This is a genomic window from Micromonospora carbonacea, from assembly GCF_014205165.1.
GTDB lineage: Bacteria > Actinomycetota > Actinomycetes > Mycobacteriales > Micromonosporaceae > Micromonospora > Micromonospora carbonacea.
Genome location: NZ_JACHMZ010000001.1, coordinates 1,377,902 through 1,401,410, shown reverse-complemented (window position 1 = coordinate 1,401,410; position 23,509 = coordinate 1,377,902). Strand labels below are relative to the sequence as shown.

Here is a 23,509-nt window from a genome sequence, read left to right as displayed (position 1 = left end):
AGGCAACTTAACGTTGGTAAGTTGGGCTCGGAATCGGGGAGGGGATGGCGTCATGCCTCTGCTGCGGGTCCACCTCGACAGCGACCGGGTCACCGCCCGACGCATCCTGCAACTGCACCAGGAGGGCAAGACCCACCACGAGTCGCGGGAGGCGGCGCGGGACGCGGTGTGGCGGCAGGGCCGCACCCCGGCGGGTGAACCGGTCTTCGTCGGCATCACGAACGGCCGCCGCAACGTGCAGTTGCTCTACGACGTCGAGGTCTACTCCGACACTGCGCCCTGAGTGCCCGCCCAACCGGCAGACCTATGTCCGCATCTGCAGTCTGGGCCTCCTCGACTGCGTCGGGACGGTTGGTTGTTGGACCGTCAGCCCCGCCCGCAGCACGAAGATCTCCCGTCGGGCCACCGCCTCGCCGTTGGCGTCGAGCTGATAGCCGTCGAGCCAGATCCACTGTTCGTAGGTCACCAGGTCGTGCCGAACCTTGATCAGACGAAACATCATCGGCTTCGTGAACTGGACGCTGCACGCGGCGGTTATCTGAAGGACGTCGCCAGTTTTCAGCTCGATCATCGGCGAGGCCCGTAACGTCGCCATGCCCTGATCCGGTTCCGGGCCAACTCCATTAGGGGACACCCGCCGCTCGGGCGGCAAGCGGAACACCGCCGGTGCTTGTGCCAGTCGAGGGCACGCCAGGCATCCAGGATCAGCGGGGGCAATCGCCGGGCGGTCACGATCGATCACCGGGCCGGCGCCCCCTGCTGGCCGGGACGCGATGTTTGGCCCGGCACGGCAGCTCCGAGCCGCATCGACATACCCGCCGCCACCTGACCCAGGACCACACCGGCCGATGCCGCCGGGCAAGGGTTAGAGCTGCGACCAGCAGGTATTCGTCGTGGCGAACCATCGGCACCTCACAACCTACGTTACTGGGTGTACCTGGTGTACCGAAGATACCCCGTGTCGGCTGCTGTGGTGCCTTACGTGTTCCCTTGCGTGGGGAGGGCATCGATGGCTGAGCCGCTATACCAACAGATCGCCGACGACATCACGCGCCAGATCGAGGCTGGCGTGTTGAAGCCCGGTGACCGTCTACCCAGCACCCGCCAGTTGTGCGATCAGTACGAGGTGAGCGAGACGGTCATCCGGTTCGTGATGATCCAGCTCAAGGCGCGGGACCTCGTGTACGGGCAGCCTGGCCGAGGCGTCTACGTCAAACCCCCGGTAGCGTAGGCCCACCGGAACCGACGGGCTGGCATGCCCGTTGGGTCTGCTGCACCGATAGGTGACAGTTTCAGTCACGCGGCCTGACTGGCCGGTGGGGTCATGATGGTCTCGTACTCGATAGGGGTCAACCGGGACAGGGATCGTTGGCGTCGTCGGCGATGGTAGGTCCGTTCGATCCAGGTCACGATCGCGGTCCTGAGCTGCTGCCGGGTCGTCCAGGTTCGGCGGTCGAGGACGTTGTTCTGCAGCAGGCCGAAGAACGATTCCATGGCGGCGTTGTCGCCGGCGGCGCCGACTCTGCCCATCGACCCGGTCACGTCGTGCTGGTTTAGGGCGTGGACGAATTTTCGGCTGCGAAATTGCGACCCGCGGTCGGTGTGCAGCACGCAGCCGGCCACGTCACCACGGCGGGCTGCGGCGTTGTGCAACGCGGTGACGGCCAGGCGGGACTTCATCCGTGAGTCGATGGAGTAGCCGACGATCCGGTTCGACCACACGTCCTTGATCGCGCACAGGTAGAGCTTGCCCTCACCCGTGCGGTGCTCGGTGATGTCGGCCAGCCACAACCGGTTCGGGCCGTCGGCGGTGAAGTCTCGCTTGACGAGGTCGTCGTGAACCGGTGGACCGGCCTTGCCACCCTTGCCGGGCTTCCTGCGCTTGCTGAAGGCGCTCCACCAGCCGTTGTCCGAGCAGATCTTCCATCCGGTGCGCTCTGCCATCGGCTCTCCGGCGGCGCGGGCCTCATCGATCAGGAACCGGTAGCCGAACTCCGGGTCATCGCGGTGGGCGTCGACCAGGGCATTCGCGCGGTAAGCAGCGACGAGTTCGGCGTCGCGGACAGGCCGGGCGAGCCACCGGTAGTAGGGCTGACGAGCGATGTTCAGCACCCGGCACGTCACCGCGACGGGGATCCCGTCGGCGGCCAGCTCGCTCACGAGCGGGTAGAGCCTTTTCCCGGCAGATGCGCCTGCGACAAGTACGCCGCGGCCCGCCGCAGGACCTCGTTCTCCTGCTCCAACAACCGGATCCGCTTGCGGGCCTCGCGCAGCTCGGCTGACTCGCCACCGGTCGTGCCGGGCTTCGCGCCAGCATCAACGTCGGCTTGGCGCAGCCACTTGAACAACGTCATCGGGTGGACCCCGAAGTCCTTCGCGATCTGCTCGACCGTCACACCTGGCTCGCGGTCGCGGGCCACCCGCACGACGTCATCACGGAACTCACGAGGGTAAGGCTTGGGCACAGCGACATCCTTCCAGCCCGCCACCAGGGCAAGCCATCTCAGATGTCACCTACCGGTGCAGCAGACCCGTTGACCGGCAACCACCCGCACCTCACCCCACAGCAGGCAGGGTCACCGCCATCGGGTACGCCAACAAGCCCGGCAAGCGCGAACAGCTCGCCGCAGCGGGCCCCGCCATTGACAGCATGGCCAACCGGGTGGCCACCTTCACCCTGGGCCCGCAAGAGCTACCAGTGAGAATCGGCCAAGGCCCATCAGCATGACCAGAGCATCAGTAGGCTCTGCCTGTGAACGACCTGCGGGTGTCCGATCGCGACCGGGAAACTGTCGTCGCCCAGCTCGGTGCCGCTGCCGGCGAGAGGCGCTTGACCCTCGCCGAACTCGGCGATCGGTCAGGGCAGGCCTATGCCGCGAAGACCTACCGTGAGTTGGAGGCCCTGGTCGCCGACCTACCCCCAGTCTCAACTCACCCTGACCGACAAGGCGAGCGCCGGACGCCTGTCATCGACCACACGGGCTTCACTCTGTCCCTCTTGGCACTGGCGGGAGGCTTGGCCTGGATGCCACTGTTCCCGCACCTTGACTTCAGCGCCCTGCTGGGAATCACCGGCATCGTGTTCGGCCTCTTCGGGCTTCGTGCAAGCGCTCACGCTGTTTACCGTGCCGTTGCAGCACTGGGATTTGTCGGCGGCTCGGTCGGCGTTGCACTGCAAGTCACCTGGATCGCCATGTACGCCCTGATGCACGTCAAGGACTCGATCTTGTAACGCATCGAGCCAGGGGGCGACGGAAGAGTCGGCCTACACACCCAACCAGCAACGTGAAGCCGCTCCGACCACGTACGGAGCCGCCGGGGCCCGCCGTGAGCGTCACGCCGCCCGTCAGCCGGCCGGGCTACGCTCGATCCGCCGTCAGCGGACGTCAGTCTTCTAGACGCGCGGCGATCCAGCCCCTCAGTCGCTTCATCACCAAGGGATGCACATCGACCAGGAGTTCGATCCGCTCAGCGAGCACGTCCGGTCTTACCAGACCCGCTCGGAGCAGCGCGGCCGCGAACCTGGTGTCCTTCTCCCTGCCGGCTACCAGCTTCGACACCACGCAGTCGTGCGGATCAAGCGCATAGCCGCGTCCCGGCCGGGTGTTCTCGGACTCCACCAGCACCAACCGATCGCGCCACCCGTCGGGCAATACCGCAGTCGACACACTCACGCCCTGCGCGTAGTAGCCGTACGTCTCATGGAACGGCGAGAACTCGCCGATGAACGCGTCGACCTGGTCGGCCTTCCGATCGCCCGGATCATCGAAGAAGGCAACATCTACCTCCATCGAGGCAGTGGCTTCCAACGGAAGCTCACCTTCCGGGATCGTCGCCAGCACCGACTGGCTGCCGATGATCAGAACGTTCCGGTCTTCCACAATCCGGCCCGTCGACCTCAGCACATGCTCCAACTCTTCGCGCTTCACGCCGCCTGGTCCCACCCGCGGCGATTGAATGCCTCAAGCACTTTGAGGCGCTGCGGCTGCGAAAGCACGCCGGCGAAGGGAGAGTTCTGCCGCAACTCGACAGCCTCCGGATCTTCCGAGGTCAACGCCCGCAGGACAGACCCAACCCCTTCGTCGATCTTCTCTTGCCAGCGCCGCAGCCAGACCTCGGCCATGGTCCCCCGATGCTGCCGGAGCAACCGATCAAGATTCGCTCCGGCCTTTCCCAGCACCTCATCCGGGTCGACGACCAGGCTGCCCGCCACGGCTTGGTGCAGCCACAGCGACTTGAGCTGGTCACGGGTCAATGCCTGCTCAGGTCGCAACAACGCCTCGACGTGGTCCCGCCGCACCTTGCGATGCGCACCCACCCGCACGAACGGCAGGTCTCCACGCTCGCAGAGGTTGACCACCTGCTGGCGGGAAGAACCCAGCAGCTTGGCCGCCTGACCAGTGGTCAGGAGCTCCCCACGCACGGTCATCACACCCGCCAGCATGCGCCGTAAACGCCACAAACGCAAATCGCCGGCGCTGCGGCCCGGCCGGCGGTGAGCCACCGACAGCCGCCGGGACACCGCCCCCAGTTCGGAGCAAGACTCAGCCAAGTGCAAGTTCGTCCGGGAAGCGCTCGCGAAGCGCGGTGATCGCATGGCGCAGGCAGTAATCGAGGCTGTTGCCGTCGACCTTGATCGACGCCCCATCGAGCCGCCCGCCCGAGATCACCACGGTCCAGGGCCTGTGCTCCCGTTCCCCGTCAATCTTGACGATTCCGACCAGGCCCATCTCCCCCAGATGCGCCAGCAGCTCCGGCACGCACTCGTCCCACCCCATTCACGGATGGGACCACGCAGGCCGCTACGGAAGCCAGCGGGTCGGCCTGGTCGCGTGGTCGGGGCTTCCGGCGGCCGCGCCAGTCCAACCCCGGGACTGGCTTGCCACCGGGTAGCCGGGTCACGGCAGCAGCTCCACCACCAGGACGACGCCCACAGCAACCGGCGGGCACCGCGCAGAAGCCCGGCCACACCGCTACAAAGCCCCTCAGGATGATCCAGCGCGCCGCCCCGAAGCGAGCTTCACTGAGCCCACACCAGGCCGTCTCCAGGCCGTCTCCAGGCCGTCCCAGGCCGTCAGACGCCGCCCAACGATGACCAAGGTCAACCAACGGCACCAGATAAACGACCAGCTCAGAGCCCCGATCAAGGCTCTGAGCTGGTGGGCGACGGACGAGTCGACCTGTACGCCGGATTCTGTGCCCGGCGCGCGCCCCTCGCGGGGTTGCGCGCCAGCGGCGGCCATCCATCTAGGCCTGCCGTCGCCGGCAGGCTCCAGCGGCCTACCCGCAGACATCGGGCGGGCAGCCCTCGAGCGTCTGCGCAGGCCGTCATCTTGCGGTGACGGCCCATTTTGGCCTTGCTCCGGGTGGGGTTTACCGAGCCATCCCGGTCACCCGGGATGCTGGTGGGCTCTTACCCCACCGTTTCACCCTTACCGTCCCTGTTGGGGGCCGGCGGTCTGTTCTCTGTGGCACTGTCCCGCGGGTCGCCCCGGGTTGCCGTTAGCAACCACCCTGCCCTGTGGAGTCCGGACGTTCCTCGGCGACGGGCACCTGGCCCGCCGACGCGACCGCCCGGTCGACTCGTCCGTCGCGCACCCATCCTAACGACCACACCCCCGCGCCCATTTCGCGGCCTTCCGGGCTGGCCGCCGACACCATGTCGGCGACATGGCGGGATCCCAGCGCTCCGGATACCGCCATGTCGCCGACATGCAGATGATCAAGGAGAGCGGGGCCGGACAGGGCGAGGCGGGGCAAGGGGACGGGGCAAGGCCGGGCGGGGCGGGCTAGCCTCGGCGGCGTGGAACTCTCCGACGCCGCGCTGCTGGTCACCGCCGGTCTCGCCGCGGGCACGGTCAACGCGGTGGCCGGCGGCGGCTCGCTGATCACCTTCCCGGCCATGATCGCGGTGGGGCTGCCGCCGGTGCCGGCGAACGTGAGCAATTCCGTGGCGGTGTTCCCCGGGTACGTGGCGAGCGTGGCGGGCAGCCGCACGGACCTGCCGCGCGGTCGGGCGCTGTGGGCGCTGCTGCCGACCACGGTGGTGGGCACGATCGTCGGGTGCCTGCTGTTGCTGGGCACCCCGGCGCGGGCGTTCGAGCTGGTGGTGCCGTTCCTGGTGCTCGGGGCCACCGCCGTGCTCGCGTTCCAGGATCCGCTGCGCCGCCTCGTCGGGCATCCGGCCGAGTTGGGGCCGCGCCGCCGTACGGTCACCGTGCAGGCCATGGTCGCGGTCGGCGCGGTGTACGGCGGCTATTTCGGCGCGGCCCTGGGGGTGATGCTGGTGGCCGGCCTGGCGCTGGTGCTGGACGCGACGCTGGCCCGGGTGTCGGCGGTGAAGAACCTGCTCTCGGCGACGGTGGGGCTGACCACGCTTGTGGTGTTCGCGCTGTTCGGCCCGGTGAACTGGGCAGCCGTCGGGGTGGTGGCCCCGGCGACCCTGGTCGGTGGGTACGTCGGCGCGCGGCTGGTGCGCCGGCTGCCGCCGGTGGTGCTGAAGACGCTGATCGTGGCGTTCGGCACGGCCATCGGCCTGTACCTGCTGTGGCGCGCGGTGCGCTGAGCCGACCTCCCCGGATCGACGTGCGCCGAGCCGCCCCGGCCGGGTCGCCACAGGCTCAGTACGCCTCGCCGACCGGCTCCTCCGGGGCGTGCTCGTTGCGGGCGGCGGCCCGGTTCCAGCGGGCCCAGAGCACCCGCTCGCCGTGGCCGGCGGCCATCCGGTGGGCGGTGGCGAGGTAGACCAGCGCGCCGGCGGCGAGGACGCCGAGGCCGACCCAGAAGGGCAGGGCGAGCCCGTGCTCGGCGAGCTTGCCGGAGATGATCGGGGCGGGCGCGGCGGCGCCCCAGCGGACCAGGTTGAACGCGCCGGTGGCGACCCGGCGGTCGGCGGCGCCGAGGCCGAGGGCCAGGTCGGTGAGGTTGGCGTTGGCCAGGCCCATGAACAGGCCGGCGACGACGAGCACGACCAGCGACATGGCGGTGCCGGTCGAGGTGGCGAACAGCACCATGCAGGCCAGCAGGCCGGCGACGGCCACGCCGACGGTCTGCACCGCGCCGATGCGGTGGGCGAGCCGGTGGCCGACCACGAGGATGCCGGCGGCGAGGCCGAGGCCCCAGCCGGTGAACGCGAGGCCCAGCGGGATGACGTCGAGGCCGAGGAAGAGCGGCGTGTAGCCGAGCACGACGAAGAAGACGAAGTTGTAGGCGGCGGTGACGGCGCACAGGGCCACGAACGCGGGCCGGCGGTAGGTGGCGAAGATCGCGCCGAGGCGTACCGGAGGTTGGGGGGTGGCCGGCTCGCGGAGCCGGCGGGACGCGACGGCGAGCGCGAGGACCATGAAGATCCCGCAGACGAAGAACGGCAGCCGCCAGCTCACCTCGCCGAGCAGGCCGCCGAGCAGCGGGCCGACGGCGAAGCCGAGGCCGAGCGCGGTCTCGAAGAGGCCGACCACCCATTCGCGGTCGTTGGCGAGGTTGACCAGCACCACCATGGCGGTGGCGAAGAACATGGCGTTGCCCAGCCCCCACACGCCGCGCAGCACCGACAGTTGCACGATGTCGTTGCTGAACGAGGCGCCGATGGCGGCCAGGCCGACGACGGAGACGCCGGTGATCAGCACGGGCTTGAAGCCGAACCGGCCGCTGGCCAGGGTCGCGGGGATCATGCCCAGGGCCATGACCGCGATGTACGCGGTGAACAGCAGCTCGACCTGCCAGGCGGTGACGCCGATGGCCTCGCCGATGGCGGGCAGGATGGGGTCGACGACGGCGATGCCGGCGATGGCGAGGAAGGCCACCAGCGTGGTGGCGTAGATGGCACTGCGGTGGGGTTCGTTGCGCCGATCCACTCCGCCTCCCAGTTAGCTGTATCGTACAGATATTTTTCTTGTATCCTACAGCTATGAGCGAGGACGGCACTGCGGAAGGCACTGCGGAAGAGGTCACACTCGGGCGGATCGAGACCGAGGTGGCGCTCCTCATGCGACTCGGCGAGGCGACCCGGCGCGCCACCGGCACGGCCGAGCACCGGGTGCTGGACCGCGCGGCGTACGTGATCCTGCGGCACCTCGACAGCGCCGGCCCGCAGAACGTCTCGGCGCTCGCCGCCCGGCTCAACCTGGACGGCTCCACGGTCACCCGGCAGGTCTCCGCCATGCAGCGCGACGGGCTGATCGCCCGCGCCCCCGACCCGAGCGACGGCCGGGGCACCGTGGTCTCCCCCACCCCGGCCGGGCTGCACCGCATGGCCGCCGTCCGGGCGGCCCGCACCCGGCTCTACGGCGACGTCCTCGCCGACTGGGCCCCGGCCGACCGCGACACCCTGGCCGGCCTGCTGCGCCGGCTCAACGAGGCGCTGGAGACCCGGGCCCGCACCCGCCGCTGACCGCCGCCGCCAAGCGCGCCCCGCCGCCGGGCGCACCGGGCCGCCGCCAGGCACCCGCGCCCTCCCGCCGCGCCGGGCGCGCGCCTGGCGGCAGGCTTGTTAGGAAGGGCCCCCTGTACAACAGAATGCGTTAACAGGGGGCCCTTCCTTACGCCACCGGTTCCGGGGCGGCGTCGGCGTCGCGGGCCGGGCCCGGGGTGACGCGCGGGTCGCCCTCGTCGGCGAAGTAGTCGTCCGGCGTGGTGCCGTCGCGGCCCGCGTCCACCTTCGCCGCCCGCAGGGCCAGGGTCACCAGGGCGGCGACCAGCAGGTTCACCAGCACCGCCACGATCCCCACGTAGATCGTCTTCTTGGTGTCGAAGCCGAAGTCGCTCAGCGGGAACGCCGAGCCGCCGAAGTGGGCGCGCTTCGTCGCCGGGTTGGGGATCTGGTAGAGCATCCACATGCCCAGCCCCATGCCGGCCGCCCAGCCGGCGATCAGCGCGCCCCGGTGGAACCAGCGGGTGTAGAGGCCCAGCGCCACGGCCGGCAGCGTCTGGAGGATGATCACGCCGCCGATGAGCTGGAGGTCGATGGAGAACTGCGGGTCGAGGAAGACGATGCAGGCCACCGCGCCGACCTTCACCACCAGCGAGGTGATCTTCGAGACGTTCGCCTCCTGGGCCGGGCTGGCGTCCCGCTTCAGGTACTCCTTGTAGATGTTGCGGGTGAACAGGTTCGCCGCCGCGATCGACATGATCGCCGCCGGCACCAGCGCCCCGATGCCGATGGCCGCGTACGCGACCCCGGCGAACCAGTCGGGGAACTGCTGGTCGAACAGCACCGGCACGACCGTGTTCGCGTCCGCGCTGCCGGGCGTCGACCCGGGCAGCGGCTTCACCCCCGCCGCGATGGCCATGTAGCCGAGCAGCGCGATCAACCCGAGGACCAGGCTGTACGCGGGCAGCGCCGACATGTTCCGCTTGATCACGTCCCGGTTCCGGCTGGCCAGCACGCCGGTGATGCTGTGCGGGTAGAGGAACAGCGCCAGCGCCGAGCCGAACGCCAGGGTGACGTACTGGAGCTGGTTGTTGGCGTTGAGCAGGATCCCGTCGTTGGGGTTCTGCGCCGTGGCCTGGAACTTCGCCTCGGCGGCGTCGAAGATCGAGCCCCAGCCGCCCAGCTTCTGCGGCAGCCAGAGCACCGCCACCAGGATCACCACGTAGATCAGCGTGTCCTTGACGAACGCGATCAGCGCGGGCGCGCGCAGCCCCGACTGGTAGGTGTAGGCGGCCAGGATCGCGAACGCGATGATGATCGGCAGGTGCCGCGCGAGGGCGCTCTCGCCGGTCACCCCCATGGTCTTGAGCACCGCCTCGATGCCGACGAGCTGCAACGCGATGTACGGCATGGTGGCGACGATGCCGGTGACCGCGACGACCAGCGCCAGCACCGGCGAGTCGAACCGGCTGCGGACGAAGTCGGCGGGGGTGACGAAGCCGTGCCGGTGCGACACCGACCAGAGCCGGCACAGCACCAGGAACACCATCGGGTAGATCACGATCGTGTACGGCACCGCGAAGAAGCCCATCGCGCCCGCGCCGAACACCAGCGCCGGCACCGCCACGAACGTGTACGCCGTGTAGAGGTCACCGCCGACGAGGAACCAGGTGATCCAGCCGCCGAAGCTGCGCCCGCCCAGCCCCCACTCGTCGAGGTGGGCCATGTCCCTCGGCGCCCGCCACCGGGCCGCCACGAAACCCATGACGCTGACCAGCAGGAACAGCGTCGTGAAGACGATGATCTCGGTCAAATGGTCGCGCCACATCACCGGTCACCACCCCGCCTCTTGGTCAGCCGGTAGACGAGCGTGGTGGTGGTCACGCCGAGCAGGATGTAGGCCAGTTGCAGCCAGTAGAAGCGCGGGAACCCGAACACGCGCGGCGCGTCGGCGTTGAAGAACACCGGGATCAGCGGCACCACGATCGGGACGAACAGCAACCAGTTCCAGGGGCTGTGGTCCTTCGCCCTGGACGACGCCGAGCCGGGTTCCTCCGGTTCGGATGCGGTCATACGACACACCTCCGGTGGTCTCGTCTCCCCATGACGGCCGGACGTTACGACGTGGTGACGGGCGTCACGTTCGACCGGCGCGGGGCGGTGCGCCGAGCGGACCGCCGGATGCGCCGAACGGCATACCCATCGATGTCTCCCCGGTCGTGGGCAGACGAAGGAGCGGCCGTCCCCGTGGGACGGCCGCTCCTTCGCGGTGGGTCAGAGCGCGGCGAGGTGGGCGGTGTCGTTGACCGAGCGCACCGCGACGCCGCCGTCCGGCCACCGGTCGAGCACCGAGATGCCGGCCGCGTCGAGGTAGAGCCGGTGCAGGAACGCGTCGTCGGCGGCGAGGGCCTCGCGCAGCACCAGCTTGATCGGCGAGACGTGCGAGACCACCACCACGGTCTCCCCGGCGTACGCCCCGACCAGCGCGTCCGTGGCCCGGGTCACCCGGGCGGCGACCTCGGTGAACGACTCCCCGTCGGGCGGGGCGACCCGGGTCGAGGCGAGCCACGCGTCCAGCTCGCCCTGCCAGCCGGCGCGCACCTCGGCGAAGGTGCGCCCCTCCCACGCCCCGAAGTCGCACTCGATCAGGTCGTCGTCGGTGCGGAGCGGCACGGTGCCGCGGAGCGCCCCGGCGATCGCCCGCGCGGTGGCCGTACACCGGGACAACGGCGAGCTGACCACGGCCGCGACGGCCGGGGCGAGGGCGGCCACCCGGGCGGCCGTGGCCCGCACCTGGGCCCGGCCCCGGGCGGACAGCGGCACGTCGCCGCGGCCGGAGTAGCGGCGCTGCTCGGTGAACTCGGTCTCGCCGTGCCGCACCAGGATCAGCCGGGTCGCGGTGTCGCTGGGGCGCGGCTCCCAGGAGGCGGGGGCGGTCGCCGGGTCGGTGCCGGCCCGCTTCGTGGCGGCGCGGGCGGCGGCCTCCCGGGCGAGGGCTCGGGCGGGCGAGTCGGGTGCGGCGACCTCGCGGGGCGGCTCGGCGGCGGGCCGGGCCGCCCCGCCCGCGTCGGCCTTCCGGGCCTTCCCGCCGGTGGCCGCCGCGTCCATCGCGGCGTTGGCCAGGGCGTCGGCGTGCCGGTTGCGCTCCCGGGGGATCCACTGGAAGCGCACCGCCGCGAACCGGCCGACCAGCGCCGCGGCCTGCGCGGCCAGCGGGCGCAGCCCCGGGTGCTTGATCTGCCAGCGGCCGCACATCTGCTCGACCACCAGCTTGGAGTCCATCCGGGCGTCGACCTCGACCGCGCCCAGCTCGGCGGCGGCCTCCAGGCCGGCGATCAGCCCCCGGTATTCGGCGACGTTGTTGGTGGCCGTGCCGATCGCCTCGGAGCGTTCGGCGAGCACCTCGCCGCTGGCCGCGTCCCGGACCACCGCGCCGTAGCCGGCCGGGCCGGGGTTGCCCCGGGACCCGCCGTCGGCCTCGACGACGACCGCGCGCACCGCCATCGGAGCTACAGCCCCGACTCGTTGGTGCGGACCATGATGCGGCGGCACTCCTCGCAGCGCACCACGTCGTCCGGCGCGGCCCTGCGGATGCGGGCCATGTCCGCGCCGTAGAGCTCCAGCCGGCAGCCGCCGCAGCGCCCGCCGGTAAGCAGGGCCGCGCCGAGCCCGGTGTCGGCGCGGATCTTGTCGTAGAGGGTGACCAGGTCCGCCGGGAGGTCACCGGCGAGGGGCTGGCGGGACTGCCGCTTGAACTCCTCCTCCTTGGCGATCTCGGCGAGGGCGTCGTCGCGCCGCTGCTCGGCCGCCGCCCGCCGCTCGCGCGCCTCGGCCGCCCGCCGTTCGATCCCGTCGAGTACGCCCTGGGCGGTCTCCCGCTGCTCCATCAGCTCCAGCTCGGCGTCCTCCAGGTCGCTCTGCCGGCGGTTGAGCGAGACCAGCTCGTGCTGGAGCGCCTCCAGCTCCCGGGCCGGGCCGCTGCCGGCGGCCAGCCGCGCCTCGTCCTTGCTCTTGCGGGCCCGGACCTGGTCGACGTCCTTCTCGATGCGGGCGATGTCGCGGTCCAGGTCGTCGACGGCGACCTGGGCGCGGACCCGCTCGTCCTCCAGCGCGGACAGCTCCCGGGCGAGGGCCTCCAGCTCGGCCAGCTCGGGCAGGGTGCGGCGGCGGTGGGCGAGCTGGGCGAGGGTGGTGTCGATCGCCTGGAGGTCGAGCAGGCGGCGCTGGACCTTCGGGTCAGCCTTCACGTCGGGGCTCCTTGTCGTCCGCGGCGGGGGCGGGGTCGGCGGCGGGTCCCGGGGCGGCGCCGCCGGGCACGGTGCGGGTGGCTGCCGGGCCGGCAGCCGTGGGGGCGGCGGCGTGCACCGTCCACGGATCGGTGTCCAGGTCGGACACGACGGTCTCGACGCCCAGCTCGGCCCGCAGGGCGGCGGCCAGGTCGTCGAGCCAGGGTCGCTCGGTCGCCCAGTGGGCGGCGTCCAGCAGGGCGGGGCCGCCGGCGGCGAGGTGCTCGCCGGCGGGGTGGTGGCGCAGGTCGGAGGTCAGGTAGGCGTCGACGCCGGCCGCGGTCGCCGCGCCGAGGAACGCGTCCCCCGAGCCGCCGCTGACCGCGAGGGTACGAACCATACGCCCGGGATCGCCGGCGGCGCGAACGCCCCAGGCGGTGACGGGGAGCACGGCGGCGGCGTGCCGGGTCAGCTCGGCGAGGGTCATGGGCCGGGGCAGCTCGCCGATGCGGCCGATGCCCCGCCCCGCGCCGGCGGCCGGGGAGCCGGGGGCCGGCGGGTGCAGCGGGCGCAGGCCGGTCAGCCCGAAGCGGGCCGCGAGGGAGTCGGAGACGCCCGGGTCGGCCACGTCGGCGTTGGTGTGCGCGACGTACAACGCCACGTCGGCCTTGATCAGGTCGTGGACGATGCGCCCCTTGAACGTCGTCGGGGCGACGGAGGAGACCCCGCGCAGCAGCAGCGGATGGTGGGCCACGATCATGTCGGCGCCGGCGGCGAGGGCCTCGGCGACCGTCTCGGGGACCACGTCGACCACGCAGGCCACCCGGCGCACCGGGGCGGTGGGCTCGCCGAGCACCAACCCCACCCGGTCCCACTCCTCGGCCCAGCTGGTCGGGTAGCGGCGCGCGAGCGCCGCCACCACGTCGGCCACGGTCGTCGGCGGCGGCGGTGTCGCGGTTGTGCTCACGGCGGGCCAGCTTACCGGCGTCGGCCGCGCGTCACGGCCTGGGCGGTGGACAGGGGCCCCTCGGCCGACGGAATCCGCTGACAAGGGGCCCCTGCTTCTCGGCCGGGCTCAGGCGGCCGGGCTCACCGGGCAGCGCAGGCCGCGCACGGCCGCCAGGACGGCGGCCCAGGGGAACGCGTGCAGGTGGTGCTCGCCGGTGCCGGGCGGGTGCAGCGGGACGACGTGGTCGCCGAAGACGACGTCGACCCCCCACTCGGCCAGCCGGGCCAGGCTGGCCCGGAAGGCCGGGTGCCCGGCCATCGCGACGTTGGTGAACGGCACCGCCACGATCGGCACCCCCTTGCCCTGCCCCTCGACCAGCAGGCCGAGGGCGATGGTGTCGGTGATCCCGGCGGCCCACTTGTTGACCGTGTTGGACGTCGCCGGGCAGACGACCATCGCGTCGGCCGGGGGCAGCACGTCCGGGTCGCCCGGGTCCTTGTAGCGGCTGCGGACCGGATGACCGGTCTGGCGGGCCAGCGCCGGCCGGTCGACGAACTTCGCGCCGTCCGGCGTGGTGACCACGCACACGTCCCAGCCGTCCTGCTGGGCCAGTTCCACGAGCCGGCCGACGTGGCTGGCCAGCGGCGACCCGCAGGCGATGACGTAGAGCACCTCGCGGCGCTCGCTGCTGCGGTGCGGATCGGTGATCCCGACCCCCGCCGCGCTCATACTCCCACTCCCATGTGCTCAGCCAACTCCGCGATCAGCGAAGGCGGCGCACCCCTTGTGCGACGCAGGACGTCCGACATCACCTCGTGGGCGATGGGACGGCAGCGGATCTCCGAGGGGGCGAGCCGGTCGCCGCGTAGCAGCATCTCCCCGGCGTTGGCCACGTCGCCGATCTGGGCGAAGCCCCGGGCCAGGTCGAGCAGGTGGTGGGCGCGGCGCTCGGGCAGCAGGGTGTTGAACGCCGGCTCGGCGATGCGCTGCTGGTGGACCTCCACCGCCCGCCCCCCGTCGCCCAGCTCCACGGCGGCGGCGGCCCGGTGCAGCTCCACGTTGGTCGGGCCGAACGACGTCCAGTAGTGGTTCTGGTCGCTGCCCAGCAGCAGGGCCGCCTCGTGGGCGCCGTTGATCAGGTCGTCGACGGTGGCGGAGTCGCCGAGCCGCGCGGCGGCCATCGCGCCCTGCAACAGCAGCAGCCCGTAGACGGAGAGCCGCCCCGGGTCGGTGTCGTTGCCCCCGCCGGGGGCGAGCCGGTTGGCGATGGTGAGGTTGAGCTCCAGCGCGGGGCGGGGGCGGCCCATCGCGACCATCGCGTTGCAGACCCGGGTGGTGGCGATGCCGGCCAGCAGCGGGTCGTCGGCCCGCTGGGCGACGGCCATCGACCGGTCGGCGGCCAGCCAGGCGAGGTCGCACTCGCCGAGCTTGCGCAGCACCGAGGAGGCGATCTGGTAGACCTGGCCGAGCAGGTGCGCCGCCTCCCGGGAGTGGTCGCCGTCGTGGCCGGCGTCGGCGGCCTGGGCGTCGCGCAGCAGCTTCGGCAGCGCCCGGGTCAGCATCCCGTAGCGGCCGTACTGGTAGGTGAGCCAGGCGTGGTTGACCGCCTTGCGCATGTCCACCAGGGGCGGCGGGTAAGGGGCCGCGTCGAAGTAGGCGCTCATCGAGTCGTACCGCTCCAGGGCGGCCCGGATCTCCTGGACCTCGATTTGGTCGATGCAGTTGAGGGCGTCGGCCCGCCGCTCCGGGTCCTTGCCCAGCAGCAACTGCACGTCGACTTCGAGGATGTAGGCGATCTCGTAGAGGACGGAGAACTTGTCGAGCCGGCGCACCCCGCGCTCGACCTTGTCCACCCAGCTCTTGGACTTGCCGAGCCGGTCGGCGAAGACCTGTTGGGACAGCTTGCGCCGCCCGCGCCAGTAGGCCACCCGCCGGCCAATGGGTAACTCGTCCATCTCCCCGTCCCTCCCCTGCCGGGGGCCGACCGGCCACCGGCGGCCGCCTGCGCGGGTGGCGCGGCAGTCCGTTCGTCCTCAGGTTTCCGCTGGTCGCACAGCCTGTACGTCGGCCGTACGGGTGACCCTCATAGCTTTCGTGCAACTTGCACCAACCGTTCCGTCAGGTCAACGACGGCGGTCTACGGCAGTGACGGCGCTCGACATGTGACCTGGCACCTAGGGATGCCCGGCGGAGGGAGTACGAACGAATGTGGGGGAACGTCGGCCCACGGGTCGCACAGCTGTCGCCGCTGGAACGGGTCCGGCTGCGGAGGGTCGCCGTCCGCTACGCCGCGCACGGCTGGGAGGTGACTCCCGGCGCGTGCCTGGCCCGCAGTCGCTTCGTGTGCGGCCGGGCCGGCTGCCCCACCGTCGGCTGCCACCCCGCCCTCCAGGAGTGGGAGCGGGCCGCCACGGCCGACCCGGCCCGGGTGGCGACCTGGTGGCGCAGCCGCCCGCACGGGGTGCTGCTGCCCACCGGGCGCGCCTTCGACGTCCTGGAAGTGCCGGCCCACCTCGGGCGGCACGTGCTCGACTCGGTCGGGACGCACCCGGCCGGCCTCGGGGTCCGGGGGCCGGTGCTGGTCACCCCCACCGGGCGCTGGATGTTCCTGGTCCGCCCGGGCGACCCGCTCCGGCCCGAGCTGGAACACTGCTTCCACGTGGTCCGGCACGGCGTCGGCTCGTGGATCGCCGCCCCGCCGACCCGGCTGCCGGAGGGCCCGGTCCGCTGGGCGGTCGCCCCGGAGCAGGCGCGCTGGCAGCTTCCGGACTCCTACCTCATGCAGAACGTGCTGGTCGACGCCCTGCGGGCCACCGGCGTGGCGCTGCCGGCCGAACTGCTCCCCGGTCACCTGCCGCTGCCCCGGCGCGGCTGGTGACAACCGCTGTCGGGGAGCGGACGCCGGGCGGGCAGCGTCCCGGCCGCCACGGGCGTCGTTGACCCGGGCGAGGGCGCGACAGCGCCCCGATCGGGGGTCTGATGTCCAGGGATGACGCGGCGCGCCGACCCGACGGGGCGGAACCGCCGCCGCACCACCGCCGGCCACGGCGCTGGCCGCCCACCCGTCCGCCGGGCTCGCGCCCGGGCCGCCCCCGCCCGCTGGGCTCCCACCCGGCCGGCACCCGCCGCCCCACCAGCTGACCCCCACCCCCCACCCCCCCACCCACCCACCCCCGCCCCAGCCACTGCCGCCCGCGATCTTGCACTTGGGGCCCAGGCAAGGCGGGACGAAGGCCGCGAAACCGGGGCCGCAACTGCAAGATCGCGGGGGCATGGGCGGTCACGGGGCCGTGGGGAGGGGCGGGAAGGGCGGGAGGGTGGGGACGGTGCGGGAGGTGGGGAGGGGCGGGAGGATCGGGAGGCGGGTCGAGTGCAGGAGGCGGGCGTCGTCGGTGACGATCGCGTGCTCGTGGCCCGCCAAGCGGTCCAGCCAGCCGATGCCGGCCGCGCCCATCGCCACCGCCGCCGTGGCGTACGCGTCGGCGACGCCGAGATCCGCGCCGACCACGGTGACCGAACGCAGGCCCGTGGCGGGGACGCCCCGGCGCGGGTCGAGCACGTGGTGGCCGCGCTCGTACACCCCGGAGGTGGCGATCGCCAGGTCGGTGCCGGTGAGCACCAGGCACGTGGACGTCTCGTCCCACGGGTGCCGCACGCCGATCCGCCACGGCCGCCCGCCCGCCGACAGTCCCCGCGCCCGCACGTCGCCGCCCGCGTTCACGCAGTGGTTCGGCGCGCCGGCGGCGAGCAGCCGGTCGGAGGCGACCTGCGCCGCCCAGCCCTTCACGTAGCCGGACGGGTCCAGCGCGCCGGTCGCGTACGCGTCGAAGAAGCCGTCGGTGTCGCCCCACAGGTCGGCGCAGCGGCCCAGGACGGCCCGCAGGTCCGGCGACGCCTCCGACAGCAGCACCTCGCCCCGGTCGAAGCGGCGCACCTCGCTGTCGGCCCGGTAGGTGCTGAACCGGGCGTCGACCTCCCGCAGCCAGGCGAACGTCTCCTCGGCCAGCTCGTCCAGCCGCCCGGCGGGCAGGTCGTCGGCGAGGTCGAGGCTGATCGCCGTACCCATGATCTGCTCGACCCGGCGCAGGCCCGGCCGGGTCGGTGCCGCCGCCACCTCAGCGGGCCCGGTCGATGGCGGCCTGGAGCGACCGCCGGTAGGACTCGCTGGTGGCGGTCGCCCCGGAGACCGTGTCCACCTCGGCGCTCTGCCGCTGCACGACCTGCCCCGAGGGGCCGCTGTAGCGGCCGTCGACCTGCTCGCTGCGCCGGTCGGACTGCGCCGTCTCCTGGGGCAGTTCCAGGGCCACGGCGTCGACGATCCGGGTGCCGGAGACGACGATCTGCACCTGCACGTTGCCGTACTCGTTCTCGACGACCGGCCCGGTGACCCGGCGGGTCGTCGCGCGCGGCGCGGCGGTGGTGGCGCGCGGGGCCGAGGTGGGCCGGGCCGTGGTGGGCCGGGCCGTGGTGGCGCGGGCCGACGGGGTGCGGGTGGCGGCCGGGGTGGTGGCGCGGGCGCGGGGCTTCGCGCCGAGGGTGGCGGTGCCGGCCGGCGGGGTGGCCCCGCCCGACGGGGCGGCGACGGCCGGCGGCTCGTGGGCGGCCTGGCCGACGCCCGGGGAACCCTTGAGCACCACCAGGGCGGTGGTGCCGGCGGCGAGGCCGGTGATCGCGAGGAGCGCGCGACGCATGGCGGGGGACCTCTCGGCGAAGGACTACAGCTCGAAGGTGGCGCGGTGGACCTGGCGGCGGGGCACGCCGGCCGCCCGCAGCGCGCGGACCGCCTGCGCGATCAGGCCGGGCGGCCCGCACAGGTAGACGTCGCGGCGGGCCACGTCGGGCACCAGCTCGCGCAGCCCCTGGGCGCTGAGCACCTGCCGGGGGCCGGGGTCGTCGCGGGAGCCGACGACGTACCAGACGTCGGTGCCGCGTTCCTGGGCGAGCCAGTCCAGCTCCCGCTGGAGCAGCACGTCGTCGGGGGTGCGGGCCCGGTAGATCAGGGCCGCGCCCGGCGGCAGCTCCTCCAGCATGGCCCGCAGCGGGGCGATGCCGCTGCCGCCGGCGATCAGCAGGGCCCGCTCCCGGCGGCGGTGGGCGGCGGTGAAGGTGCCCGCCGGGCCCTGCGCCCAGACCCGGGTGCCCTGCGCCAGCTCGCGCAGGTCGGCGGTGTGCGCGCCGACCACCTTGACGGTCAGCCGCAGCCAGCGGCCGTTCGCGGCGGCGGAGACGGAGAACGGGTGCGACTGCCACCAGCAGCCCGGCGCGAGGAACCGCCAGCGCAGGAACTGCCCGCCGAGCAGGTCGAGCCGGTGCAGCCGCCGGCCCGTCAGGTAGATCGACACCGTGTCGCGGCTCTCCGCGACGACGTCGGCCACCCGCAGCCGGTGCCGCAGGTTGAACCGCAGCGGGGCGACCACCCGGCCCCCGAGCAGGGCGGCGGCCACCAGCGCGTACGCGGCGATCCAGCCGGTGCGCACCGGCCCCGGCGGGTGCAGCTGCGCGCCGTTGCTGAACTGGTGGCCGAACCCGAGCACGACGGCGAGGTAGCTGGCCAGGTGCAGGTGGTACCACAGCTCGTAGGGCAGCGCCCGGCGCAGCGCGCGGACCCCGGTGAGGCCGAGCAGCACCAGGATGCCGGCCGCGGCGAACGCGCCCACCATGTCCTCGTAGTGGGCCAGCAGCTCGCCGGCCTGGCCGGGCACCGACCGGCCGCCCTCGGCCGCGTAGCCGACCACGATCAGCGACAGGTGGGCCAGCACCGTGACCAGCAGGGTCGCGCCGACGTCCCGGTGCCAGCGGGAGATCCGTTCCGGGCCGGCCGACCGCTCGAACACGCCGAGGCGGGTCGTCATCAGCACCTGCACCAGCAGCAGGTAGCCGGCCACGAGGCCGGTGATCCGGCCGGCGGCGGTCAGCGCGGCGGCGGTGGTGTCCAGGGAGCCGGCGGGGGTGTCCAGCCACCACGGCAGCACGGCGGCGACCAGGCCCGCCCAGAACAGGCCCACCAGCGCCCGCCGGCCGCCGGGCCCGCGCCGGGGCACCGCAGCCGGGGGTACGGGCGCAGCCGACCGGCCGCCGTGCGGGGCGGGGTTGCCCGTACGACGGCCGGCGGTGTGGGTCTGCGGGTGGGTCACGCGTACAGCTTCATGGGGTTGAACTTCTGCCGGGGGAAGATCTTGTCGACCTCGGCGGTGGTGAGCCCGAACCGGCCCTGCGCCACGGAGCCGTACACGTCGAACATGTTGTTGTACTCGGGCACGTCGCCGGAGTCGAGGTCGCTCAGGCCGTTCCACGCGCCCAGCAGCGAGCCGGCGAGCTTGCGGCCGGACAGGACGGTGACCACGCCGCCGTGGCCGTGGTCGGTGCCGCCGCCGTTGGAGGCGACCCGGCGGCCGAACTCGCTGGACACCATGACCGTGACGTCGGCGGCGGCGTCGCCCAGGTCGGTGAAGAACGCGGCCAGCGCGGCGGCCAGCTCGCCGAGGCGGCGGTGCAGCTGCCCGCCGGGGCGGGTGCCCTGGTTCTCGTGGGTGTCGTAGCCGCCCATCCCGACGGTGGCGACCCGGACGTTGGCCCCGCCCTTGATGAGCTGGGCGAGCTGCTGGAACGCGTAGCCGACGCCCTCGTACTTCACGCCCTCGGCCGGCTGGTAGGGCTTCGCCGCGAGCTGCTGCGCGGTGGCCAGCGCGCCGAGGCCGTCCTGCACCGCCTCCTGGACGGGGTGGTTGATCCCGGTGAACAGGCCCCGGATCGCCTTCTCGGTGGCCGCCCGGTACTTCTCGTCGCCGTTGAGCCGCAGCGAGCCGACGCTGTTGATGGCCAGCGCGCCGTTGGTGCCGACCAGCGACCGGGGCAGGGTGCTGCCGATGCCGACGCTGCGGAACGCGGTGCCCTTGCCGAGGTTGTCGACGAGGCTGTCCAGCCAGCCCCGGCCGCCCGTCTCGTTGGGCAGCCCGCCGAGGTTGCAGGCGTCGGCGGCCTGGAAGTGGCTGCGGGACAGCCGCTCGTCGGAGACCGCCGGCACGAAGCCGAGCTGCCCGGCCTTGAGCCACTTCTCCAGCGGGGCGAACGCGCTGGTCAGCTTGAAGCCGCGGCCCAGGGCCAGGGAGTCGTCGCCGAGCAGCAGGTCGGGGCGGGCCTTGGCCAGCACCGGGTCGTCGGCCGGGGCGACCAGGCTCAGCCCGTCCAGCCCGCCGTAGAGGAAGACGTGGATCAGGGTGCCGGTCTTCGTCGCCGCGAACGAGGCGGAGGTGGTGACGAACTGGGCGGTGGCCAGGGCGGTCGCGGTGGCGGCGGCCCCGGCGACGAAGGTGCGCCGGGTGACGCCCCGGCCGTCCTGCTGGGCCTCCTCCAGCGCCTCCAGCCGGCGGTAGCGGTCGGCCTCGGCGGCGTTCTCGGCGGCGACGATGTCGGCCTCGGCCCGCAGCAGCGCCTCGGCCGGGTCGTCGGCCAGGCGGCGCACGTCGGGGCATTCGGGGTGCAGGGGGAACGGGTGCACGGTCTTCTCCATCGGGTGCCTCGTCGGCTTCTCCATCGGGTGCCTCACCGCAGGTGGTGCTGGGGGGACGCGAGGATCGCCCGCGCGACGGCGGCGACGGCCCCGTCGAACGTGGCGTCGACCCGGGTGCCCGCCGAGACGCCGGCCACGTCGAGGATCAGCTCCCGTTCCCGGGCGCTGAGCTTCTGGTGCACGAGGCGCTGGGCCAGCGCGTCCACGTACGCCCCGGCGGTGGCCGGCGGCTTCGCGACCAGCTTCTGCGGCGGGGTGTAGGTGAACTGGGTGCGCCGGCCGCCGAGCAGCTCACCGGCCTCGTTCCAGCCGTTGACCATCGTGCCGGCGGAGGTCCAGGCGACGTAGACGTCGGGGTAGCCGTCCGGGGTGGGCTGGCCCATCGGATACTGGCCCAGCTCGCGCATCTTGTCCTGGACCTGCCGCAGCCCCTGCGCGAACGCGGTGCGCCGGTTGTCGCCCTGCTGGAAGGCCGGCGACGCCTGCGGGGAGACGCCGAGGCTGCGGTACGTGGCGACGAGGTACTCCAGCGGGCGGCGCACCTTCTGGCCGACCGACGCCCAGAACTCCGAGGAGCTGAACAGCGTCATCAGCATTGGCTTGATCATGCCCTTGTTCGCCGCGTACGTCCTGGCGAGCCGGTCCACGAGGGACTTCGGCGGGGTGTCCGAGACGAACCGGGTGGCGAGGCTCTGCGCCACGTACTTCGCGGTCGACGGGTGCAGCGCGATGTACGCGATGTACGCGTCGATGGCCGCGTCGGCCTTCTTCGGGTCGTCGGAGTTGTTGGCGTGGCTGAAGCCGAGGATCTTCACCTTGCCCAGGTAGTGCCGCTCGGGGCGGAACACGTACTGCCCGTCGTTGACGCCCCGGCCGGTCTGGAGCAGGGCGGCCTGCCGCACGTCCTTCTCGGTGTAGCCGCCGTCGACGCCGACGGAGTACAGCTCCAGGTTCTCCCGGGCCAGGTTCTCGTTGACCGCGTCGGCGCGCGAGTCGTTCTGGTTGAGGTAGAGCAGCAGCGCGGGGTGCCTGTTCGCGGCGACCAGCATCTCCGGGTAGCTGCCCAGCGCGTGCTTGCGCACGACGTCGGTGTCGAAGGACGCCCGGTAGATCTCGCCGCCGTCGAAGTCGGCGGCGACGTGCAGGAAGTCGTTCCAGAAGTCGACCATCACCTCGAAGAGCTGGCGCTCCGACCAGATCTGCCGGGCGATGGTGGCGTCGACCAGCTCGCGTTCCGGCTGCGCGCCCCGCTCGTTGAGCGCGTCGCGCTGGTCGCGCAGCTGCTGCGGGCTGAGCTTGAGGGTGGGCAGCTCGGACAGCTTCAGCTCGGCGGCGCTGGGCGCGATCTTCTCGGGTTCGAGCTGCTGGCGGACCCACGCGTCGATGCCCATCCGCTTGATGTCGGCGAGCAGCTTCGGGGTGGCGCCGAAGGTGGCCCGGCTGGCCAGGTGCCGCACCGGGTCCTTGGCGAGCACCGTCTTGACCGTCACCTCGGTCGCCTCGGCGGCGGCGGCCGGGCCGGAGAAGGTGCGGCCACCGGTGGGCGTGTTCCTCTTCAGCGCCGCGCCGGCCCGGGAGCCCATGTAGCTCTCGTTCTGCTCCGTGTAGGTGCGCACGGTGCTGGGCTGCTGGCCGCCGGGGCGCACCGAGCTGCCGTCGGTGACGGTGGTGCCGGTGGCGTCGCCGATCGGGGCGTCGCCGAGGTCGAGCAACCCGCGTACCTGCGGGGTCATCGCCAGGGCCGCGCCGCCGGCCACCACGGCGGCGGTGCCGCCGAGCGCGGCGAGGGCGCGGCGGCGGCCCACCCGGCGGCCGGGCTCGCCGTCGTCGTCCAGGTTGGGCAGTCCGGGGCCGTCGGGGCGCGCGGGCCCGCCGAGGCCGTCGGGGCCCACCCAGCGCGGGCCCCGGCGGGCCGCGTCGTGGTCCGCCGCGGCGACCGTCGGGTACGCGGGCTGCGGGCGGCCGGGGTACGGGGCCTGGTGGTACGGGAGCTGGCCCGGCTGGTGGCCGGTGGGTCCGTAGGCGGTGGTTGGTCCGTGCTCGCGGTAGGCGTCCGGGCTGGGGTCCTGTCGCCCGTCCCAGGCGCGGTCGTCCCGCGGTCGGCGCGGTGGCACGTTCTGGTCGGCCATGTACCAATCCCGTTTTCGTCAAGCGCCGGTGGGCCCAGCCCGGGGGTGGGGCGGGTGCGGCGACTGTTGCCCAAGGAGTTCCCAGGAAGTTAACGACGGGCGGAGACGGCTTCAAGACGCTGCGGAAGGGCCGCGGAGGGCACTTAAGACGGCGCTCAACGCCGACGCCGGGCAATCCGGTCCGGGCCCTGCCGCCGCCGGCGTCCCCAGCAGGGCGGAAGCGAACCCGCCGGCCCTGGCCGCGACATTTCGGCCCGGCCGGCCGGCCGGCCACGCCGTTGCTTGCCACAGGGAAACTTAAGTCGGGGATAAGCGGGCGCTCAGGTG

At 72.8% G+C, this 23,509-nt stretch carries 24 protein-coding genes and 1 other RNA gene; 6 read left to right on the top strand and 19 right to left on the bottom strand.

The window, feature by feature from the left end; all coding sequences use genetic code 11:
* Positions 1-52 precede the first annotated feature (52 nt).
* Positions 53-283, top strand: coding sequence for a hypothetical protein (locus HDA31_RS06365; RefSeq protein ID WP_043967039.1), 231 nt, complete (start codon positions 53-55; stop codon positions 281-283).
* 21 nt (positions 284-304) lie between these two features.
* Here the strand turns inward: HDA31_RS06365 and HDA31_RS31980 are convergent, their stop codons facing one another.
* Positions 305-742 (bottom strand): hypothetical protein, encoded by a 438-nt coding sequence (locus tag HDA31_RS31980; RefSeq protein WP_246384063.1) that lies wholly within the window; start codon positions 740-742, stop codon positions 305-307.
* Between the two features lie 267 nt (positions 743-1,009).
* Between HDA31_RS31980 and HDA31_RS06355 the strand changes: the two genes are divergently transcribed.
* Positions 1,010-1,231: a winged helix-turn-helix domain-containing protein gene (locus tag HDA31_RS06355; protein WP_178065954.1), complete on the top strand. Its 222-nt coding sequence runs from the start codon at positions 1,010-1,012 to the stop codon at positions 1,229-1,231.
* A gap of 65 nt (positions 1,232-1,296) precedes the next feature.
* On the opposite strand, the gene HDA31_RS06350 is transcribed toward HDA31_RS06355, so the two are convergent.
* Positions 1,297-2,465, bottom strand: a protein-coding gene (locus tag HDA31_RS06350) for an IS3 family transposase (protein WP_178067077.1) whose coding sequence is annotated in 2 segments (ribosomal slippage) — positions 1,297-2,178 and positions 2,181-2,465 — 1,167 coding nt in all. Because the reading frame shifts where the segments join, the coding sequence is not laid out codon by codon here.
* A gap of 287 nt (positions 2,466-2,752) precedes the next feature.
* Between HDA31_RS06350 and HDA31_RS31745 the strand changes: the two genes are divergently transcribed.
* Positions 2,753-3,232: a DUF1707 SHOCT-like domain-containing protein gene (locus HDA31_RS31745; RefSeq protein WP_219824943.1), complete on the top strand. Its 480-nt coding sequence runs from the start codon at positions 2,753-2,755 to the stop codon at positions 3,230-3,232.
* A gap of 154 nt (positions 3,233-3,386) precedes the next feature.
* Here HDA31_RS31745 and HDA31_RS06340 read toward each other — a convergent pair whose 3' ends face one another.
* The 4 genes from HDA31_RS06340 to rnpB form a co-directional block, all read right to left on the bottom strand.
* A complete protein-coding gene (locus HDA31_RS06340; RefSeq protein ID WP_178065955.1) occupies positions 3,387-3,929 on the bottom strand; it encodes a DUF6036 family nucleotidyltransferase in 543 nt (180 codons plus the stop codon).
* Positions 3,926-4,429, bottom strand: a complete 504-nt coding sequence (locus HDA31_RS06335) for a helix-turn-helix domain-containing protein (RefSeq protein ID WP_246384712.1) — start codon at positions 4,427-4,429, stop codon at positions 3,926-3,928. Before HDA31_RS06335 ends, HDA31_RS06340 begins: the two co-directional genes overlap by 4 nt.
* A 115-nt stretch (positions 4,430-4,544) precedes the next feature.
* Entirely contained in the window at positions 4,545-4,760 is a 216-nt protein-coding gene (locus HDA31_RS06330; RefSeq protein ID WP_246384066.1) for a hypothetical protein, read from the bottom strand.
* Positions 4,761-5,167: 407 nt separating this feature from the next.
* An RNA gene (rnpB, locus tag HDA31_RS06325) (RNase P RNA component class A) lies at positions 5,168-5,586 on the bottom strand.
* Positions 5,587-5,803: 217 nt separating this feature from the next.
* Here rnpB and HDA31_RS06320 point away from each other — a divergent pair.
* Positions 5,804-6,565, top strand: a complete 762-nt coding sequence (locus HDA31_RS06320; RefSeq protein WP_178065958.1) for a sulfite exporter TauE/SafE family protein — start codon at positions 5,804-5,806, stop codon at positions 6,563-6,565.
* A gap of 55 nt (positions 6,566-6,620) precedes the next feature.
* On the opposite strand, the gene HDA31_RS06315 is transcribed toward HDA31_RS06320, so the two are convergent.
* The gene (locus HDA31_RS06315; RefSeq protein ID WP_178065959.1) at positions 6,621-7,853 is read right to left on the bottom strand and encodes an MFS transporter; all 1,233 of its coding nucleotides are present in this window, start codon (positions 7,851-7,853) and stop codon (positions 6,621-6,623) included.
* 53 nt (positions 7,854-7,906) lie between these two features.
* Here HDA31_RS06315 and HDA31_RS06310 point away from each other — a divergent pair, with 53 nt between their 5' ends.
* The gene (locus HDA31_RS06310; RefSeq protein ID WP_178065960.1) at positions 7,907-8,389 is read left to right on the top strand and encodes a MarR family winged helix-turn-helix transcriptional regulator; all 483 of its coding nucleotides are present in this window, start codon (positions 7,907-7,909) and stop codon (positions 8,387-8,389) included.
* Positions 8,390-8,537: 148 nt separating this feature from the next.
* Here HDA31_RS06310 and mctP read toward each other — a convergent pair whose 3' ends face one another.
* The 7 genes from mctP to HDA31_RS06275 all read right to left on the bottom strand — a co-directional run bounded on the left by mctP (position 8,538) and on the right by HDA31_RS06275 (position 15,498).
* Positions 8,538-10,196, bottom strand: a complete 1,659-nt coding sequence (gene mctP, locus HDA31_RS06305; RefSeq protein WP_178065961.1) for a monocarboxylate uptake permease MctP — start codon at positions 10,194-10,196, stop codon at positions 8,538-8,540.
* Positions 10,196-10,441, bottom strand: coding sequence for a DUF3311 domain-containing protein (locus tag HDA31_RS06300; protein WP_178065962.1), 246 nt, complete (start codon positions 10,439-10,441; stop codon positions 10,196-10,198). Before HDA31_RS06300 ends, mctP begins: the two co-directional genes overlap by 1 nt.
* A 201-nt stretch (positions 10,442-10,642) precedes the next feature.
* Positions 10,643-11,872 carry a bifunctional RNase H/acid phosphatase gene (locus HDA31_RS06295; RefSeq protein WP_178065963.1) on the bottom strand — a complete coding sequence of 410 codons (1,230 nt, stop codon included), beginning with the start codon at positions 11,870-11,872 and terminating at the stop codon, positions 10,643-10,645.
* 5 nt (positions 11,873-11,877) lie between these two features.
* On the bottom strand, positions 11,878-12,615 hold the full coding sequence (locus HDA31_RS06290; RefSeq protein WP_074474726.1) for a zinc ribbon domain-containing protein: 738 nt from the start codon (positions 12,613-12,615) through the stop codon (positions 11,878-11,880).
* Positions 12,605-13,561 (bottom strand): Nif3-like dinuclear metal center hexameric protein, encoded by a 957-nt coding sequence (locus HDA31_RS06285; protein WP_178065964.1) that lies wholly within the window; start codon positions 13,559-13,561, stop codon positions 12,605-12,607. The genes HDA31_RS06290 and HDA31_RS06285 overlap by 11 nt, the downstream gene beginning before the upstream one ends.
* A gap of 108 nt (positions 13,562-13,669) precedes the next feature.
* On the bottom strand, positions 13,670-14,272 hold the full coding sequence (locus HDA31_RS06280) for a flavoprotein (protein ID WP_178065965.1): 603 nt from the start codon (positions 14,270-14,272) through the stop codon (positions 13,670-13,672).
* Complete coding sequence (locus HDA31_RS06275; RefSeq protein ID WP_178065966.1) at positions 14,269-15,498, bottom strand: helix-turn-helix domain-containing protein; 1,230 nt, start codon at positions 15,496-15,498, stop codon at positions 14,269-14,271. Before HDA31_RS06275 ends, HDA31_RS06280 begins: the two co-directional genes overlap by 4 nt.
* A gap of 251 nt (positions 15,499-15,749) precedes the next feature.
* On the opposite strand from HDA31_RS06275, the gene HDA31_RS06270 reads away from it, so the two are divergent.
* On the top strand, positions 15,750-16,421 hold the full coding sequence (locus tag HDA31_RS06270) for a bifunctional DNA primase/polymerase (RefSeq protein WP_074474722.1): 672 nt from the start codon (positions 15,750-15,752) through the stop codon (positions 16,419-16,421).
* Between the two features lie 402 nt (positions 16,422-16,823).
* Here the strand turns inward: HDA31_RS06270 and HDA31_RS06265 are convergent, their stop codons facing one another.
* Genes HDA31_RS06265 through HDA31_RS06245 form a run of 5 tightly spaced genes read right to left on the bottom strand, consistent with a single transcriptional unit; the run spans position 16,824 to position 23,182 of the window.
* Positions 16,824-17,609, bottom strand: coding sequence for an FAD:protein FMN transferase (locus tag HDA31_RS06265; protein WP_178067705.1), 786 nt, complete (start codon positions 17,607-17,609; stop codon positions 16,824-16,826).
* Positions 17,610-17,658: 49 nt separating this feature from the next.
* Positions 17,659-18,234 (bottom strand): FMN-binding protein, encoded by a 576-nt coding sequence (locus tag HDA31_RS06260; RefSeq protein ID WP_178065967.1) that lies wholly within the window; start codon positions 18,232-18,234, stop codon positions 17,659-17,661.
* Positions 18,235-18,258: 24 nt separating this feature from the next.
* Positions 18,259-19,677, bottom strand: a complete 1,419-nt coding sequence (locus HDA31_RS06255) for a ferredoxin reductase family protein (protein WP_178065968.1) — start codon at positions 19,675-19,677, stop codon at positions 18,259-18,261.
* Positions 19,674-21,053: a DUF1501 domain-containing protein gene (locus tag HDA31_RS06250; RefSeq protein WP_178065969.1), complete on the bottom strand. Its 1,380-nt coding sequence runs from the start codon at positions 21,051-21,053 to the stop codon at positions 19,674-19,676. The genes HDA31_RS06255 and HDA31_RS06250 overlap by 4 nt, the downstream gene beginning before the upstream one ends.
* 32 nt (positions 21,054-21,085) lie before the next feature.
* Positions 21,086-23,182, bottom strand: a complete 2,097-nt coding sequence (locus HDA31_RS06245; RefSeq protein ID WP_178065970.1) for a DUF1800 domain-containing protein — start codon at positions 23,180-23,182, stop codon at positions 21,086-21,088.
* Between the last annotated feature and the right edge of the window lie 327 nt (positions 23,183-23,509).

Excerpts from the sequence above, each read along its gene's own strand:
- mctP (WP_178065961.1), bottom strand. The coding sequence starts at position 10,196 with ATGTGGCGCGACCATTTGACCGAGATCATCGTCTTCACGACGCTGTTC.
- HDA31_RS06365 (WP_043967039.1), top strand. The coding sequence starts at position 53 with ATGCCTCTGCTGCGGGTCCACCTCGACAGCGACCGGGTCACCGCCCGA.
- HDA31_RS06250 (WP_178065969.1), bottom strand. The coding sequence starts at position 21,053 with ATGGAGAAGACCGTGCACCCGTTCCCCCTGCACCCCGAATGCCCCGAC.
- HDA31_RS06270 (WP_074474722.1), top strand. The coding sequence starts at position 15,750 with ATGTGGGGGAACGTCGGCCCACGGGTCGCACAGCTGTCGCCGCTGGAA.
- HDA31_RS06245 (WP_178065970.1), bottom strand. The coding sequence starts at position 23,182 with ATGGCCGACCAGAACGTGCCACCGCGCCGACCGCGGGACGACCGCGCC.
- HDA31_RS06280 (WP_178065965.1), bottom strand. The coding sequence starts at position 14,272 with ATGAGCGCGGCGGGGGTCGGGATCACCGATCCGCACCGCAGCAGCGAG.
- HDA31_RS06300 (WP_178065962.1), bottom strand. The coding sequence starts at position 10,441 with ATGACCGCATCCGAACCGGAGGAACCCGGCTCGGCGTCGTCCAGGGCG.
- HDA31_RS06260 (WP_178065967.1), bottom strand. The coding sequence starts at position 18,234 with ATGCGTCGCGCGCTCCTCGCGATCACCGGCCTCGCCGCCGGCACCACC.
- HDA31_RS06355 (WP_178065954.1), top strand. The coding sequence starts at position 1,010 with ATGGCTGAGCCGCTATACCAACAGATCGCCGACGACATCACGCGCCAG.
- HDA31_RS06275 (WP_178065966.1), bottom strand. The coding sequence starts at position 15,498 with ATGGACGAGTTACCCATTGGCCGGCGGGTGGCCTACTGGCGCGGGCGG.
- HDA31_RS06335 (WP_246384712.1), bottom strand. The coding sequence starts at position 4,429 with ATGACCGTGCGTGGGGAGCTCCTGACCACTGGTCAGGCGGCCAAGCTG.
- HDA31_RS06295 (WP_178065963.1), bottom strand. The coding sequence starts at position 11,872 with ATGGCGGTGCGCGCGGTCGTCGTCGAGGCCGACGGCGGGTCCCGGGGC.
- HDA31_RS06310 (WP_178065960.1), top strand. The coding sequence starts at position 7,907 with ATGAGCGAGGACGGCACTGCGGAAGGCACTGCGGAAGAGGTCACACTC.
- HDA31_RS06265 (WP_178067705.1), bottom strand. The coding sequence starts at position 17,609 with ATGGGTACGGCGATCAGCCTCGACCTCGCCGACGACCTGCCCGCCGGG.